Origin of the sequence: Mesoflavibacter zeaxanthinifaciens DSM 18436, from assembly GCF_000422365.1 — a bacterium.
Taxonomy (GTDB): Bacteria; Bacteroidota; Bacteroidia; order Flavobacteriales; family Flavobacteriaceae; genus Mesoflavibacter; species Mesoflavibacter zeaxanthinifaciens.
On the sequence record NZ_AULQ01000001.1, the window covers coordinates 98,370 to 114,014 of the forward strand.

Consider the following 15,645-nt stretch of genomic DNA (forward strand, 5'->3'; position numbering starts at 1 on the left):
AATAGTTTGGGTTTTTATATTCTTTTTTCTTACACATTGGTCTGTAATTGCTCAATTACCAGGCTTTAATCTAGTAGTAACTGCAACTGACGAAACGTGTTCTGGTAACGGTGCTTTGACAATGAGTGTTAATAATACAGCAGTTGGAGCAACAATTACATATTCATTATTTTTACTACCAGACAGTACAAATCCAATTGCAGAAACTACAGCGTCTTCTTTTAGTAGTTTGCCATCTGGAGATTACATTGTCGTTGCGACACAAACTCTTGGAAGTGAAGAAAATGAGCAACAACAAGACATTACAATTAACAATTTAACTACAACTTTAGATTACGATATTTCGCATTCAACCACGTCAAATTGTGACGAGTTTGGCACAATCACAGTAAATATAACATCTGGTAATCCTGTGTCTTACGAGGTGATTTCTGGACCAGAAACGGTTGCTCCTCAAACTTCAAATGTTTTTACAGATTTGCCTCAAGGTACTTACATTATTAGAGTTTATGACGATTGTGATAATGCGCTCTCAAAAACCTACACAATGTTACTAGATATCAATGACTTAATTATAGGCGAAGTAGGTTTGCCAATTGTATACGATAATTGTGATGAAGCAGATGTCGAAATTTCTATTGATGCGGCAGAAGGTACAACAATAATTTATCCGCTTTCGGTAACGTTAACACTATATCCACCAGATGGTTCTCCAGAGATTGTTTTTAATCAAAATATTACAAGTGGAGACGATTTAAATTTTACAATAAATCAACTAATTCCGTTATTTGGATCAGATAGTTTTGATGTAAATATTTCAATTCAAGATTCATGTCAACTTCTATTTGAATCTGATCAAATTGTAAACCCAAATCCAAAAGTAAATTTAACCACGACAGAAGAATTTTGTGGCGAATTTTTAAACGTAGCAATAAACAACTATTTGCCACCTTTCACTTTAAGTTTTACATCTGCGCCTTCAGGTTTTGATCCATCAGATTACAACAATAGTTATCCAGGACCATTTACTGAGGATGATGGAACTATAATTTTTGGTTTTGACGATAATCCAGTGCCAACAGGTATGTACACTGTAGAAGTAGTAGATGCTTGCAATCGTGTAGGAACGGGTACTATTTTTGTAGACGAAGTTGTTGTAGATCCGTTAGTAATAACAAGCAATAATGGATGTTCTGCAAATTCTGGTATTTTAGAAATTAGGATTCCAGAACGTGAAGTAATTACAGCAACCATTATTAGCGCACCATCATCATTTACCGAAACATTACCCTTTAATGCAGATGAGTTTATTGTTGGAGATATTTTAACCATTCAGGATAACAATCTTCCTGCAGGAGATTATGTTGTTACTGTAGTTGATAATTGTGGTGTAGAATATACTTTAGATGCTAATATTCCGGTGTTTCAGTTTCAAGGATTAAATGTATTAACACTTCCAAATTGCGAAACAGAAACAGGTTCTTTAAATCTAAGCAGTAATCATGGACAATTATCAGAAATTATTATTGTCGCTGCACCTTCCGCTTTCGCGGAAACTATTCCTTTTAATGGTACCAATTTATTAGATGCAAATGGTAACCTTTTTATAAATAATTTACCCGTTGGTGATTATCAATTTGAATCTACTGATACTTGTAATTTTGATTACACAACTAATGTTACCATAAATAGTTATACCAGTAATCCTTTTGCATACACATTAACCAGAAACTGCGGTTCTTTTGATGTTACTATTAATGATTTAGATCAAACAGTAACTAACCAAACATATTGGTTGCAATATTACTTTGAAGAAGATGAAGTTTGGGGACATCCAAATACCGGTGTAGCGTACACAGAAGGCGATATCCCAAATAGCACAACTGCTATTGAAATAGAAAATACGGAAACACTTTATAATATTTTTTTAACAGGAGATTTTAGATTGATAAAAGTGTTTCAATCTATAAATTCAGAAAATCCAGACGTGTATTGTTTAGATCAATTTGCCAATTTCACTGTATATTCAGATTTAGTCATTTCAGGAGTTTATAATTTAAATTGTTCTGGTGGCGGTAATCCGTCAGACGTCGTAGTAGAAGCTATTGGTGTAGCGCCTTTCAATTATAGTATTATTTCCCCAATAACAATAAATAACGGAACTAATAACGTGTTTTCAGGCTTACCTAATAATATTTACGAAATTAGAGTAGAAGATGCCTGCGGAAGCATTGAAAATATAACCATTAATCTCGAAAATTTATTACCATTAGCTAGAGCAAACCAACCAGACGACTTTACAATTTGCAAAGCAGATGGTATAGACCAAGAAGTGTTTCAATTAGACACTCAAAACGAACAAATTTTAGGAAATCAAAACCCAAATAACTACACAATAACCTATCATTTATCCCAGTCTGATGCAGATACAGGTAATAATCTGTTGCCAAATCAATTTACAAATAATACCAATCCTCAAACGGTTTACGCAAGGGTTATACATAATAATTTAGCATTGTGTCATGCAACAACATCATTTCAAATATATGTTGGTCAAGTACCTGTTTTATGTGAAGAAGAAACAGTTTACATCTGTCCTAATGGTACAGCAACATTAATAGCAGATTCTGGTTTTGATGCGTATTTATGGTCAACAGAAGAAACAACACAAAGTATAATTGTAGATCAAGCTGGTACTTATACAGTAACTATTATAGATGAAATAGGAGACTTTTATTGTGAAAGCACAAAGAATTATCAAGTAATAAATTCAGAACCAGCAACTATCGAAAATATAGAAATTTCAGATTGGACTGCTAATGAAAATTCAATAGCAGTAATGACTTCTGGAACAGGAAATTACCTATATTCTTTAAATGGAATTGATTATCAAACTCAAAACACTTTTTCTAATTTAGAACCAGGAGAATATAGAGTTTACATTAAGGATAGTAATGGATGTGGTATTGTAGATAAAGACGTTTATCTATTACATTACCCTAAATATTTCACTCCAAATGGAGATGATATAAATGAATTTTGGCAGATAAAATTTGCAAGTCTTGAACCTGGTTTAGAAGTTTTTATATTTGATAGATACGGAAAATTTTTAAAACAATTAGGTAGTCAAGACGCTGGTTGGGATGGTACTTATAATGGTAATACTATGCCAACCAACGACTATTGGTTTGTTGTAACCAGAGCAAATGGTTTAACTTACAAAGGGCATTTTACGTTAAAACGATAAACGCCTATCTGCTTCTTCTTTTTTGAGACCTTAAAGATCCACCTTGACCATAATGTTGCTTAGGCATTTGCGCCTGCTTCATATTTTGCTTCATCATTTTTATTTGGTCAGTAAGCATACCTTGTTTGTCTAGTTTTTGTGCTTCGGCAAGTAGTTTTGTAGCTTCTTGTTTTCTTCGTTTAGAAAAAGCAATACCAGCTAAGTTTAATTTTGCCATAGCCATATCGTGATCCATCGACAACCCTAAGCTTACTGCTTTTTTAAAATAACGTTCTGCTTCATTTACATTATCTTGAGACACCATTATTCCGTGTAAAAAGTTGTAATATCCTTGTTGCTTTTTTACTAATGCAGCTTCAGGATTTTTAATTTTATTAAGCCATTTTTTTGCGCCGTCAAAATCTTGTTTTCTTAGGCGTAAAAAGGCAAGAAGAATAAATTCATTTTTAAAATATAAAAATAGAAATACTAAAGACAGTAAAAGGTACATGATGCCATTACCTATCTCACCGTCAATAAATTGCCAGATTGCAACTCCAAATATTCCTACTGCTAGTATTAGTTTAAAAATTTTATTGTACATGTTTTATTTAAATGGTTTATATGTTGTTGTTGAAATTATAGTTGTAGGGATTTCTACACTTTCCATGCCTTGCATAATAGAAATTCCTTTTGCTATAGAAGTTATTTTAGCTTCTATTGGCCAACCAGAAGTTTTGTTAGAAGTGATAACAGATTGTTGCGTACCTTCTAAGTTCATGGTAAGTGTATCTTCTTTAGATGTTAAAGTTATGGCACTATTGCAAGAGATATGTAAATTGTTATCAACCTTATCTAGTTGCCAAGTATTCTTAGCTTTCATGTCTCCTTTAAACTCATTATTCCATGATTCACCAATAGTTACCGTTTTATCTGGGTACATAAAAGTAAACTGACCAAGACTTTCAATAAGACTTTCGCCTCCAAATTCATTTCGTATAGATTCTTTCATGATTTCTTTAGTAAAATTATCAAAATCAAGATCGTTAATCATATTGTTAATTAAATCCTCGGTACCAACTAAACTTACAATTTTTCCTGTTTTTAGCATGTTTATCTCTAAAGCAGTTTCGGTTAACCCTTTAAAGATTTTTCCTTCTACATCGTCTTCACTAATATCTTTTTTAGTATCAACATTAAATATGGTTCCTGCTAAATTGGAAGTGGTTTTCATGAAAAATGAATCATACTTAAAGTTAATAATATAAGAGCTATCTGTCTCTTTTTTGATGTGAAACAGATAATCTCCACCAAGATTATTAATAATTTTATGTTCTTGATCATTCATTTTTTGAACAATTTCTTGCTCAGAAACCTGAGTAATCTTTAAGGTGTCACCAACATTTAAGTTATATCCAAGATAGTGTTGTGCTTGTGTAACACTAGTAAAACCTATCAAAAGGACTAATAAAAATAATTTTTTAAAGGACATAAAAGCATTGTTTTATTTGCTTTTGCAAAGAAACTAAAATTTTATTGAAAAATATTTTTAATTTTAGGTTTGTCAAATTAAAAACCCTTTGTATATTTGCGCTCAGTTTTGGAGATTTCAAAACCAGAATTATATTAAAAATTACATTTTCAGATTTAAAGATAATATACAATGAGTAAAAGAACGTTTCAACCATCGAAAAGAAAAAGAAGAAACAAGCATGGTTTTAGAGAAAGAATGGCTTCTGCTAATGGTAGAAAAGTATTAGCGCGTCGTCGTGCTAAAGGAAGAAAGAAATTATCTGTTTCATCTGAAACTAGACATAAAAAATAATGATTAACAATTGTTAATATATAAAGGCGTTGCTTAGGTGTAACGCCTTTTTTTATATCTAATTATCACTATTTTTGAAAAACCAAAAACAACACATAATACAATGCCTAAAAATCCTAAATTAAAATCTATCCTTATTATTGGTTCTGGTCCAATTATTATTGGTCAAGCGTGCGAATTTGATTATTCTGGTTCACAAGCATTAAGATCTTTAAGAGAGGAAGGAATCGAAACTATTTTAATTAACTCTAACCCAGCAACTATCATGACTGATCCAAAAATGGCAGATCATGTGTACTTGCTTCCTCTTAATACAAAGTCTATTGTTAAAATATTAAAAGAGCATCCTCAAATAGATGCTGTTTTACCAACAATGGGAGGACAAACAGCGCTTAACCTTTGTATTGAAGCAGACGAAAAAGGTATTTGGGAAGACTTTGGAGTAGAAATTATCGGTGTTAATATTGATGCCATTAACATTACAGAAGACAGAGAAAAGTTTAGAGAGTTAATGTTAAAAATAGGTGTTGGTATGGCACCTCAAGCTACAGCAACTTCATTTTTAAAAGGTAAAGAAATAGCTCAAGAATTTGGTTTTCCGTTATGTATTAGAGCATCGTTTACCTTAGGAGGAGCAGGAGCAGCAATTGTTTATGACGAAAAAGAATTTGACGACGCTCTTACCCGTGGTTTAGAAGTATCACCAATACATGAGGTGATGATTGATAAGGCTATGATGGGGTGGAAAGAGTATGAGCTTGAGCTTTTAAGAGATAAAAATGATAATGTTGTAATTATCTGTACGATTGAAAATATGGATCCTATGGGAATCCATACCGGAGACTCAATTACTGTTGCGCCAGCTATGACACTTTCTGATAAAACATTTCAGAAAATGCGTGATATGGCAATAAAAATGATGCGTAGTATTGGTGATTTTGCTGGTGGATGTAACGTACAATTTGCTGTAAGTCCGGATGAACATGAAGAAATTATCGCAATTGAAATTAATCCACGTGTATCTCGTTCGTCTGCATTAGCAAGTAAAGCAACAGGATATCCAATTGCAAAAATAGCTGCTAAATTAGCTATAGGATATCATTTAGACGAACTTCAAAACCAAATTACAAAATCAACTTCTGCTTTATTCGAGCCAACATTAGATTATGTTATTGTAAAAATACCACGTTGGAACTTTGATAAATTTGAAGGATCAGATCGTACTTTAGGTCTTCAAATGAAAGCGGTAGGAGAAGTAATGGGTATTGGTAGATCTTTTCAAGAAGCCTTACATAAAGCCACTCAATCACTTGAAATTAAAAGAAATGGATTAGGCGCAGATGGTAAAGGTTATAAAAATTACGACCAAATTATAGATAAATTAACTAACGCAAGTTGGGATAGAGTATTTGTAATTTATGACGCAATTCAAATGGGTATTCCGTTAAGTCGTATTCACGAAATCACAAAAATAGACATGTGGTTTTTACGTCAGTACGAAGAGTTGTACCAATTAGAAAAAGAAATTTCGACGTATACAATAGATACTATAGAAAGAGATTTATTATTAGAAGCTAAGCAAAAAGGTTATGGTGACAGGCAAATTGCACATATGCTTAATTGTTTAGAAAGTCAAGTATATAATAAAAGAGAAGAATTAAACATCAACCGTGTATACAAATTAGTAGATACATGTGCTGCCGAGTTTGAAGCAAAAACACCTTATTACTATTCTACATTTGAAAATGAAGTTGAAACTGCAGATGGTAAGCGATATGCAGATAACGAAAGTATAGTTACCGACAAGAAAAAGATTATTGTTTTAGGATCTGGACCAAACAGAATTGGTCAAGGTATTGAGTTTGATTACTGTTGTGTGCATGGAGTATTAGCAGCTGCAGAATGTGGCTACGAAACTATAATGATAAACTGTAACCCAGAAACTGTGTCTACAGATTTTGATACCGCAGATAAACTATATTTTGAACCAGTATTTTGGGAACATATCTACGATATTATTCGTCATGAAAAACCAGAAGGTGTTATCGTTCAATTAGGTGGTCAAACTGCATTAAAGCTTGCAGAAAAACTATCTAAGTACGGTATTAAAATAATAGGAACAAGCTACGAAGCGTTAGATTTAGCCGAAGATAGAGGAAGTTTTTCTAAACTATTAAAAGAAAACAATATACCTTATCCTAAGTTTGATACTGCCGAAACAGCAGAAGAAGCACTTAAAGTTGCAGATAAATTAGACTTTCCAATCTTAGTACGTCCATCTTATGTACTTGGTGGACAAGGAATGAAAATTGTGATCAATAAAAAAGAATTAGAAGAACACGTTGTAGACTTATTACGTAGTATTCCTAATAATAAATTATTATTAGATCATTATTTAGATGGTGCAATAGAAGCAGAAGCAGATGCTATTTGTGATGGCGAAAATGTATACATCATTGGTATAATGGAGCATATAGAACCATGTGGTATTCACTCTGGAGATAGTAACGCAACGTTACCACCTTTTAATTTAGGTGACTTAGTAATGCAACAAATAAAAGATCATACTAAAAAGATTGCATTAGCACTAAATACAGTAGGTTTAATCAATATACAGTTTGCGGTAAAAGACGATACTGTTTACATTATCGAAGCAAACCCAAGAGCTTCTAGAACCGTACCATTTATAGCAAAAGCGTATGGGGAACCTTATGTAAATTATGCTACTAAAGTAATGTTAGGAGAGAAGAAGGTAACCGACTTTGATTTTAATCCGAAGCTTGATGGATACGCTATAAAACAGCCTGTTTTTTCTTTTAATAAATTCCCTAATGTAAATAAGCAATTAGGACCAGAAATGAAGAGTACAGGAGAAAGTATCTTGTTTATAGATAGCCTTAAAGATGATGAGTTTTATGATCTTTATGCAAGACGTAAAATGTATTTAAGTAAATAATTATATTGCTAAACAAGTTTTAGTTAATTGATAGTCAATATATTTTGGTTTGTTTTTTGTATATTTAATAAAAAAACAACTATGATGAAAAAACTACTCTTAATTTTAACTTGTTTAGCAACTTTTAGTGTTGCTGCACAAACGCAAACGGTAACTATAGATTGGTCCTTTGGATCAAATTCTGATGTTACACCAACTACAGATCCTACAAACGCAGATCGAACTATTGAAGTTGGAGATACGGTAATTTGGAATTATTACGCAACAGGAACACATACTGTAACAAGTAGCGCAGGAAGTACTGAGACTTGGGATAGTGGTTTTATATCTTCTGGAGCAGGAGTGACTTTTCAAAGAACATTTACATCTGTTGGAACAAATCCTTACGTATGTACACCGCATAGTGGTAATATGTATGGCGTAATTACTGTAGTACCAGAAGGTACTTTAAGTGTGTCTACCTTTGAAGAAGCTTCAAAAAAAATCAATATTTATCCTAATCCAGCATCTACTCAATTAAAAATAATTCTTCCTTTTATTTTGGAAGATGAATACGCTATTGATGTATTTAATGTATTAGGAAAGAAAATTTTCAGTAAAAACACTTCTATCCAAAGTAATGAAATATCTGTTTCAAATTGGGATAATGGTGTTTATTTGATCAAAATAACATCTAAAAAAGAAGGAAAATCAATTACCAAAAAATTTGTAAAGATTTAAAAAAAAGCCTCATTTATCGAGGCTTTTTTTAATTAAACTGATCTGGTAATTCAATTTTAACTTTGTATTTTTCTAATAAGGGTAAGTAATCAATATGAGAAAAATCTTCACTGTCAAATTCGTTTTGACGTTGTTTTTTAGTTTCCATTCGTTTAATGGCTTTTAAAAAACGTTTCACTTCATTTTTATCATTTAAAATTAGACCAGGAACTTTTTTAGAAGTTCCGTCATTATTTTTTGCAACCATAGTAAAGTAAGACGAGTTGCAGTGCTTTACAGCTCCAGTTTGTATGTTTTCAGATTCTACTCTAATACCAACTACCATAGATGTATTGCCAACAAAATTTACCGATGCTTTCATGGTAACAAGCTCACCAATTTCTATTGGATTTAAAAAGTCTACAGTATCTACACTTGCAGTTACACAGTAAGTTTCTGAGTGTTTTGAAGCACAAGCAAACGCAATTTGATCCATTAAATTTAAAATGTAACCACCATGAATTTTTCCTCCAAAATTAGAGTGTGAAGGTTGCATTAATTGCGAAATACTTACACGAGATGCATCTACTTTTTTATAGGATTTATTGCTCATAATTGTTGTTGTCTAATATAAATTTCAATGTCTTTTTTGTAGTAAAACCCAAATGCAATAAAAATTAAACCAAATATTAAGGATCCAACCATTAAAATTGATTCTAAATCTGGGTTTTTAGAAATTAAATTAGGCTGAAAAAAGATTTGTATTCCGAGAGATAATAAACCAGCTCCAGCTGCAAATACAAAGATATATTTAGCTCTTAAAGCATATTTGTAAATTATATTTTGGTCATGCTTTGTCAAATTTAATTACGCTCTTTTTCTTCAACTTTAGTTATAAAATATTTGGTATCACCAAGCCAGAAAAAACTTTGATAACGCTCTACATATGATAGTTTTACAAACTGACCTTGATATTTATTTAAATCTTCAATAACTTGAGATTTTCCTTTTTCTACCGAAAACTGAAATATTTGCGCTTCGCTAACGCCTTGACTTATTTCACCTTCCCAAGTTTTAAACATGACACCTTTTTTACTAAACTTCACGAGTTCTCCAGCTCTAACACCTTCGCTGTAAGGTACAAAGTAGATAAAGGCAAAGTAGCCTATAACTATTAAAAGGATTACTATAATGGATTTAATTAAGAATTTCATATTTGTCTAACTTTATTTTTGTCCCAATAGAGGTGTTAATTGTTTTCTTAGAGCAGCTTCAAAATCATTCGTCATTGTTATGTTTGGTATTTCAATATAAGTAAATTTAAGATCTAAATTTTTATCCATCCAATAACTTAGATGTAATGCTCCAGTTGTTCCAGCTAAAACGCCCAAATGTTGCTTGAATCTTGTTGAAATTTTATTTTTAACACTACCAATGTAAAGAATTTTAGACTTTATATCAGCTTTTGAATTTACCTGTGTAAAATTTCTATTGTATTTATTTATTTTTTTTGTTTTAATAAAATTATCTCTGATTGAGAATGAACTGTCGCTTAAATTTAAAAATTCAAAAATATAGACATAAGGTTTACTGTTGTCTAAATTAGAAATCTTATTAATTAAAATCTTGTTTAAATTTTTATTATTATCAATTTGACTCATATTGAATTTTATACAATCAACATTTGAGACTTTATCTGTAAGTTTAATTTTGTTTTTATATTCTGTTTTTACAGATTCTTTTACCTCATCTAAAGTTTTATTATTCATTTTGAAAATTGTAATTAAAAATGATATCAAATAGTAGAATTTTGAATTTTAATGGATTAAATTTTTCAGATGAAACATAAGTTGTATTTATTATAATTTCACTAATCAATTGATTTTTAATCTTAAATTTAAAAATTTCAACATTAGACCAAGATCTCTTTAGTATGTAATGTGATTTCGATTTAATAATTCGCCATTTTCCTCCATCCATTTCTTTGGGTTGAATCCCTAAATTAATCAATTCAGTTTCCTTATCAGTAATCTTAACTGAAGTATAGTATCTCCTACAGTTTTTAGGTTTAATTTTTGAATTGATATAATTCATTGTAATATTTAATCGTCGCTATGCGCTCGTTTTACAATATTTTCTGGTAAAGATTTTTTGGCTTTAGCACCTAATTTTTTAATTTTTTCTACACTTGTAATTAAGTTTCCTCGTCCTTCTACTAACTTATTCATTGCAGAAGAATAATCCTTTTTAGCATCGTCAATTTTTTTACCAACACCAGTTAAATCTTTAACTAAGCCTTCAAATTTATCATATAATGCACCAGCTTGACGTGCAATTTCAATAGCGTTTTGTTGTTGTTTTTCGTTGTTCCACATACTGTCTACTGTTCTTAAAGTAGCAAGTAGGGTAGAAGGTGTTACAATTACAATATTTTTCTCAAAAGCTTTGTTGTAAAGCGTGTTATCTTCGTTTATTGCTATTGCAAATGCTGGTTCTATTGGGATAAATAGAAGAACAAAATCTGGCGATTCTATATCGTATAAATCTTGATAATTTTTTTCAGATAGTTGCTCGATATGTTTTTTTATCGAGTTTAAATGCGCTTTTAAAAATATTGCACGTTCGTCTTCATCTGCATTAACGTAACGTTCGTAATCGGTTAAAGACACTTTACTGTCAATAATCATTTTTTTGTTATCCGGTAAGTGTAACACGACATCTGGCAACACACGTGTTCCATCTGCACGAGTAAAACTTTGCTGTACAAAATACTCGCGATCTTTTTCTAAACCAGATTTTTCAAGAACACGTTCTAGTACTAATTCGCCCCAATTTCCTTGCATTTTACTATCGCCTTTTAATGCTCTAGTAAGGTTTGTGGCTTCTTTAGTCATTTGTTGATTTAGGTCTTTTAAGCCCAATAATTGTTCTTTTAAAGCACTATGCATGCTTATGCTTTCCTTTTGTGTGTCTTCTACTTTTTTCTCGAAGGTTAGAATTTTTTCCTGTAATGGATTTAAAATATTCTTGATATTTTCTTTATTCTGCTCTGTAAATTTGTTTGATTTTTCCTCAAGAATTTTATTTGCCAATAACTCAAAATCTTTACGTAATTGTTCTTGTTGTAGCGCTAACTCTTCATCACGTTTTAAATTTTGTTGTTGAAGATTTTCATACTCAGTATTACGTCTTGTAAGTTCTGCGTTTAAAAATTCTTTTTCGCGCCTGATGTCTTCACGCTCGTTTTCGGTTTTAGAAATTTGTTGACGTAATTCATTTAATTGAAGATTAAAAGCCTCGTTTTGTTTTTGATTTTCACTGTCGTGAAAGGCTTTAAAGTCGTTAAATTGTTGCTGAATATTGGCATTTCTTTCCTCTAAAGTACTTTTTTCGCTTTTACTTTTTAGTTTGGTAAAAAGCATACCCAAATAACCGCCAATAGCTGCCGAAATAAGTATCGCTATAATAAGAATGATGTTGTCGCTCATTTAAAAAATTGATTTTTTCAAAGATAAAATAAAGTTATAAGTTGAAATCTACAAGTTAAAAAGTTTTCTCAACTATTTCTTCACTCTAAAACTTCCTGTTTTTTCATCAAAAACAATCAAATCTTTAGGGAAAAGACTTTCAAAAACACCTTTTGAAATAAGGTTACATGGTTGATCAGAAACCACTTGGTCTTTTGTCATTACAACCATACTGTCACAAAGTTGAATGGCTAAATCAATCTCGTGAGAAGAAAACAATATGGTTTTGCTAGTATCTATCGTTAATTGCTTTAGCAGTTTTAAAAGATATGCTTTATGATACATATCTAAATGCGTTGTAGGCTCGTCTAAAATAATAATTGGTGTGTCTTGGGCTAAAGCACGTGTAATCATTACTTTTTGAAGTTGTCCATCGCTTAGTTCAAAACATTTTTTGTGCTGTAAATCTTCAATATTTGTAAGTTGAATGGCTTTTTTTACAGCCTCTAAATCTGTTGTTGTTAAGTTGCCTATCCAGTTTGTATAAGGTTGTCTTCCCAGAGCGACAAGCTCAAAAACGCTAAGGTTTTTAGATGAAATAGGCTCTGTCAAAACCAAACTCATCTCTTTTGCTAATTCTAAATTATTGTAATTGTTTAGATGTTTTTCGTTAATAAAAATATCTCCATTTAAAGCAGGTTGTACTTTGGTTAGTGTTCTTAATAATGTAGATTTTCCTATTCCATTTCCGCCGACAAGCGCTATTAATTCACCTTTATTTAGATTAATATTAATGTCTTTGGCTATACGGTTTTCTTTCTTTTTAGAAATATAACCTATGTCTAAATTCTTGGTTTTTAGGATGATATTTTGGTTTTTCGCATTCATTTTAAAATATCATTTTACGTTGTCTAACTAGTAACCAAATCACTATTGGAGCACCAAATAAAGAGGTTATTGCATTAATTGGTAACGAATAATCGCTGTTTGGTAATTGTGCAATACTATCGCAAATAAGCATAATAATGGCTCCAATTAAAAACACAGCTGGTAATAATATTTTATGGTTTGAAGTCTTAAATAATTGTCGCGTTAAATGCGGAATTGCTAAACCAATAAAAGCAATTGGTCCAGCAAAAGCGGTAATTGTTCCTGCTAATAAACTAGTGGCAATGATGATGATAAATCTGCTTTTCTTTAAATCTAAACCTAAACTTTTAGCATAATTATCACCTAACAATAAAGAGTTTAACCCTTTAATTGAAAGGATACTAAAGAACAGTCCAAAGCTGTAAATAATGATAAATATGATAAGCTCCTGCCAATCTAAATCGCCTAAACTACCAAATCCCCAAAAAATATATTGTTGTAATTGCTCTGCAGAACTAAAATAAGATAACACACTAACTATAGATGCGGTAATGCTACCAAACATTAATCCTATAATTAAAATTGCCATAGTATCTCTAACTTTACTTGAAACGATAAGCACAAGTAATAATACTAAAAAACTACCTAAACTTGCAGCAATTACCAAACTCCATTTGCTAATTAAAAACGTAGCTAAAAATCCACCAAAGACCGAGCTGCCTAAAATAACTAAAGCAACGCCAAGACTTGCACCAGAAGTAATCCCTAAAACAAAAGGACCAGCTAAAGGATTTTTAAATAAGGTTTGCATTAACAAACCAGAAATACCTAAACCAGAACCAACTAAAATGGCAGTAATCGCTTTAGGTAAACGGTAATTTTGAATGATATATTCTTTATTAGTTAATGTGTCAGAAGATGAAAAAAAACTATCAATAATTGTAGAAAATGAAATCTGTACAGATCCTAAACTGATGTTTAAAATAAACATAGCGATAAGCCCTAATGTAAGCGCTAAAAACGTCCATTTATTTGACTGGTTTTGATTCACTTTAAAACTTTAAAAAAATAAGGTTCGTAATCTTTTAAAAGATCTGGATGACCAATTTTAATAATATCTTTTAAAACTAAATCAGGTCTTGCAAAGCCAGTTTCGTAATATAAAACGCCACCAGTTGCGCCAGTTGCATTAGTAAAAGAGTATACTTGATTGTTTTTAAAAGCGTCAAATTGTGTGTAATGCGGATTAGCTTTTTTTAGAGCATCCATAGAAGAATAATACGACGGACTTAACCATAAATTGGCTTGTTTGGCTTTTGCAAAGACACTTTCAAAATTTAAAGCTAAACTACCAGCAGCTTCAGTGTCTGCATATAAATAATTAAGGTTAGCATCTTTTAAAAGCTGTGCTTCGGTACTAGTTCCGCTTGGTAAATACCATACATCTTTGTGTAATGCGCCACTAATTACAGTTGGTTGATTGGTAACTGTTTTTGCTAATTGTTTTGCGTCTTTATAACTTGTTTCAATAGATTTAAAAATAGAATCTGCTTGTTGTTCTTTATCATACAATGCTCCAAAAAACTTAATCCATTCTGCTTTGGCAAGTGGCGATTTTTCTACCCAATCTCCGTTATAAATTACAGGTATGTTTGCTTTTTTTATGGTGTTTAAAGATTTACTTTTTCCGTCTACACCAAAACCAACGACAACATCAGGATTTATGCTTAAAAGGACTTCGGTATTTAGGCCTTCATTTTTACCAAGTTCTCTTACTAAACCATCGTCAATACGTTGTCTTGTTTTAATTGAAGATATATAGTTTGTACCAGGAAAACCTACTAAGGTTTCAACTTCATCTAATAATTCTAAAGCAGGAATATGAGTTGTAGATGTTACTACAATGTTCTGAATAGGAATGGTAATAATACCATCAAATTCATCTTTATTTAATGTTGTTTTTGCAGCGTTTTCTTTAGATATTAAAGCGTAACGGTAATTTTTATCTGCTTTTGGCCAAGGGTTTGTAATAGTTAATACTTTAAAATTCCCGTTGTTTTTTATACTAAAACCTTTTGCGTAACTTAAGTTTAAATTAGTTTCAATAACGTTTGGTAAAGGTTTTGTTTTGGCTTCATCCTCTTTACAATTTGTAAAAAGCAATACAAAAATAGAAATGTAAAATAGTAGGTGTTTTTGTAACATTTGTAACTGTTGTTGACTAAAAAAGCATGTAAATTTATCAAAATTATTTGCCATGCGAGACGGTTCAAATTTAACAATATATATAGTAGCTGGTGTTATTATTCTTCATTTTTTATTAGGCTTTGTGTATTTGATTTATAAAATGAATAAGAAAAAATAGTCTTTATTTATTTTATCTGTTACATTTGCAGCAGATTTTGGTTTTGATATAATATTATTTGTATCAAATTAAAAGGGAATCTGGTTAAAATCCAGAACTGTTCCCGCAACTGTAAGCTATAAAGCTTGTTATTTTACTTCATGTCACTGTCTTTATTAGATGGGAAGACCAATAGCAAGACGCAAGTCAGGAGACCTGCCAAATTCTATAATTATAATTAATAACCTTCGGGAAAAA

Annotated in this window: 14 protein-coding genes and 1 riboswitch; of the genes, 4 read left to right on the forward strand and 10 right to left on the reverse strand. The window is 31.2% G+C overall.

Annotated features, from left to right (window positions below):
- Positions 1-121 precede the first annotated feature (121 nt).
- Positions 122-3,247: a T9SS type B sorting domain-containing protein gene (locus H574_RS14320; RefSeq protein WP_027878645.1), complete on the forward strand. Its 3,126-nt coding sequence runs from the start codon at positions 122-124 to the stop codon at positions 3,245-3,247.
- 4 nt (positions 3,248-3,251) lie between these two features.
- Here H574_RS14320 and H574_RS0100450 read toward each other — a convergent pair whose 3' ends face one another.
- Both H574_RS0100450 and H574_RS0100455 read right to left on the reverse strand, forming a co-directional pair.
- On the reverse strand, positions 3,252-3,830 hold the full coding sequence (locus H574_RS0100450) for a tetratricopeptide repeat protein (RefSeq protein ID WP_027878646.1): 579 nt from the start codon (positions 3,828-3,830) through the stop codon (positions 3,252-3,254).
- A 3-nt stretch (positions 3,831-3,833) separates the two neighbouring features.
- On the reverse strand, positions 3,834-4,718 hold the full coding sequence (locus H574_RS0100455) for a DUF6263 family protein (protein WP_027878647.1): 885 nt from the start codon (positions 4,716-4,718) through the stop codon (positions 3,834-3,836).
- A 171-nt stretch (positions 4,719-4,889) separates the two neighbouring features.
- Between H574_RS0100455 and rpmH the strand changes: the two genes are divergently transcribed.
- From rpmH to H574_RS13830, 3 genes are all read left to right on the forward strand, one after another.
- Complete coding sequence (rpmH, locus tag H574_RS0100460) at positions 4,890-5,051, forward strand: 50S ribosomal protein L34 (protein ID WP_027878648.1); 162 nt, start codon at positions 4,890-4,892, stop codon at positions 5,049-5,051.
- 103 nt (positions 5,052-5,154) lie between these two features.
- Positions 5,155-8,007 carry a carbamoyl-phosphate synthase large subunit gene (gene carB, locus H574_RS0100465; RefSeq protein WP_027878649.1) on the forward strand — a complete coding sequence of 951 codons (2,853 nt, stop codon included), beginning with the start codon at positions 5,155-5,157 and terminating at the stop codon, positions 8,005-8,007.
- 84 nt (positions 8,008-8,091) lie between these two features.
- A complete protein-coding gene (locus H574_RS13830; protein ID WP_036226869.1) occupies positions 8,092-8,727 on the forward strand; it encodes a T9SS type A sorting domain-containing protein in 636 nt (211 codons plus the stop codon).
- Between the two features lie 28 nt (positions 8,728-8,755).
- Here H574_RS13830 and H574_RS0100475 read toward each other — a convergent pair whose 3' ends face one another.
- The 8 genes from H574_RS0100475 to H574_RS0100515 all read right to left on the reverse strand — a co-directional run bounded on the left by H574_RS0100475 (position 8,756) and on the right by H574_RS0100515 (position 15,302).
- Complete coding sequence (locus H574_RS0100475) at positions 8,756-9,319, reverse strand: acyl-CoA thioesterase (RefSeq protein ID WP_027878650.1); 564 nt, start codon at positions 9,317-9,319, stop codon at positions 8,756-8,758.
- Positions 9,316-9,567: a hypothetical protein gene (locus H574_RS0100480; RefSeq protein WP_027878651.1), complete on the reverse strand. Its 252-nt coding sequence runs from the start codon at positions 9,565-9,567 to the stop codon at positions 9,316-9,318. The genes H574_RS0100475 and H574_RS0100480 overlap by 4 nt, the downstream gene beginning before the upstream one ends.
- Before the next feature lie 2 nt (positions 9,568-9,569).
- Positions 9,570-9,920 carry a hypothetical protein gene (locus H574_RS0100485; protein ID WP_027878652.1) on the reverse strand — a complete coding sequence of 117 codons (351 nt, stop codon included), beginning with the start codon at positions 9,918-9,920 and terminating at the stop codon, positions 9,570-9,572.
- Positions 9,921-9,932: 12 nt separating this feature from the next.
- Positions 9,933-10,475, reverse strand: coding sequence for a hypothetical protein (locus H574_RS0100490; protein WP_027878653.1), 543 nt, complete (start codon positions 10,473-10,475; stop codon positions 9,933-9,935).
- Positions 10,476-10,808: 333 nt separating this feature from the next.
- The gene (locus H574_RS0100500; RefSeq protein ID WP_027878655.1) at positions 10,809-12,194 is read right to left on the reverse strand and encodes a DNA recombination protein RmuC; all 1,386 of its coding nucleotides are present in this window, start codon (positions 12,192-12,194) and stop codon (positions 10,809-10,811) included.
- 72 nt (positions 12,195-12,266) lie between these two features.
- Positions 12,267-13,061, reverse strand: a complete 795-nt coding sequence (locus H574_RS0100505; protein ID WP_027878656.1) for an ABC transporter ATP-binding protein — start codon at positions 13,059-13,061, stop codon at positions 12,267-12,269.
- A gap of 1 nt (position 13,062) precedes the next feature.
- Positions 13,063-14,094 (reverse strand): FecCD family ABC transporter permease, encoded by a 1,032-nt coding sequence (locus H574_RS0100510; protein ID WP_027878657.1) that lies wholly within the window; start codon positions 14,092-14,094, stop codon positions 13,063-13,065.
- On the reverse strand, positions 14,091-15,302 hold the full coding sequence (locus tag H574_RS0100515; RefSeq protein WP_338100977.1) for an ABC transporter substrate-binding protein: 1,212 nt from the start codon (positions 15,300-15,302) through the stop codon (positions 14,091-14,093). Before H574_RS0100515 ends, H574_RS0100510 begins: the two co-directional genes overlap by 4 nt.
- Positions 15,303-15,429: 127 nt before the next feature.
- Positions 15,430-15,625, forward strand: a riboswitch (cobalamin riboswitch).
- Positions 15,626-15,645 lie beyond the last annotated feature (20 nt).

Bases quoted from the DNA above. Each gene is read 5' to 3' on its own strand.
- carB (WP_027878649.1), top strand. From the start codon at position 5,155: ATGCCTAAAAATCCTAAATTAAAATCTATCCTTATTATTGGTTCTGGT.
- H574_RS0100450 (WP_027878646.1), bottom strand. From the start codon at position 3,830: ATGTACAATAAAATTTTTAAACTAATACTAGCAGTAGGAATATTTGGA.
- H574_RS0100490 (WP_027878653.1), bottom strand. From the start codon at position 10,475: ATGAATAATAAAACTTTAGATGAGGTAAAAGAATCTGTAAAAACAGAA.
- H574_RS0100455 (WP_027878647.1), bottom strand. From the start codon at position 4,718: ATGTCCTTTAAAAAATTATTTTTATTAGTCCTTTTGATAGGTTTTACT.
- H574_RS13830 (WP_036226869.1), top strand. From the start codon at position 8,092: ATGAAAAAACTACTCTTAATTTTAACTTGTTTAGCAACTTTTAGTGTT.
- H574_RS0100515 (WP_338100977.1), bottom strand. From the start codon at position 15,302: ATGGCAAATAATTTTGATAAATTTACATGCTTTTTTAGTCAACAACAG.
- H574_RS0100505 (WP_027878656.1), bottom strand. From the start codon at position 13,061: ATGAATGCGAAAAACCAAAATATCATCCTAAAAACCAAGAATTTAGAC.
- rpmH (WP_027878648.1), top strand. From the start codon at position 4,890: ATGAGTAAAAGAACGTTTCAACCATCGAAAAGAAAAAGAAGAAACAAG.
- H574_RS14320 (WP_027878645.1), top strand. From the start codon at position 122: ATGAGTGTTAATAATACAGCAGTTGGAGCAACAATTACATATTCATTA.
- H574_RS0100485 (WP_027878652.1), bottom strand. From the start codon at position 9,920: ATGAAATTCTTAATTAAATCCATTATAGTAATCCTTTTAATAGTTATA.
- H574_RS0100500 (WP_027878655.1), bottom strand. From the start codon at position 12,194: ATGAGCGACAACATCATTCTTATTATAGCGATACTTATTTCGGCAGCT.
- H574_RS0100475 (WP_027878650.1), bottom strand. From the start codon at position 9,319: ATGAGCAATAAATCCTATAAAAAAGTAGATGCATCTCGTGTAAGTATT.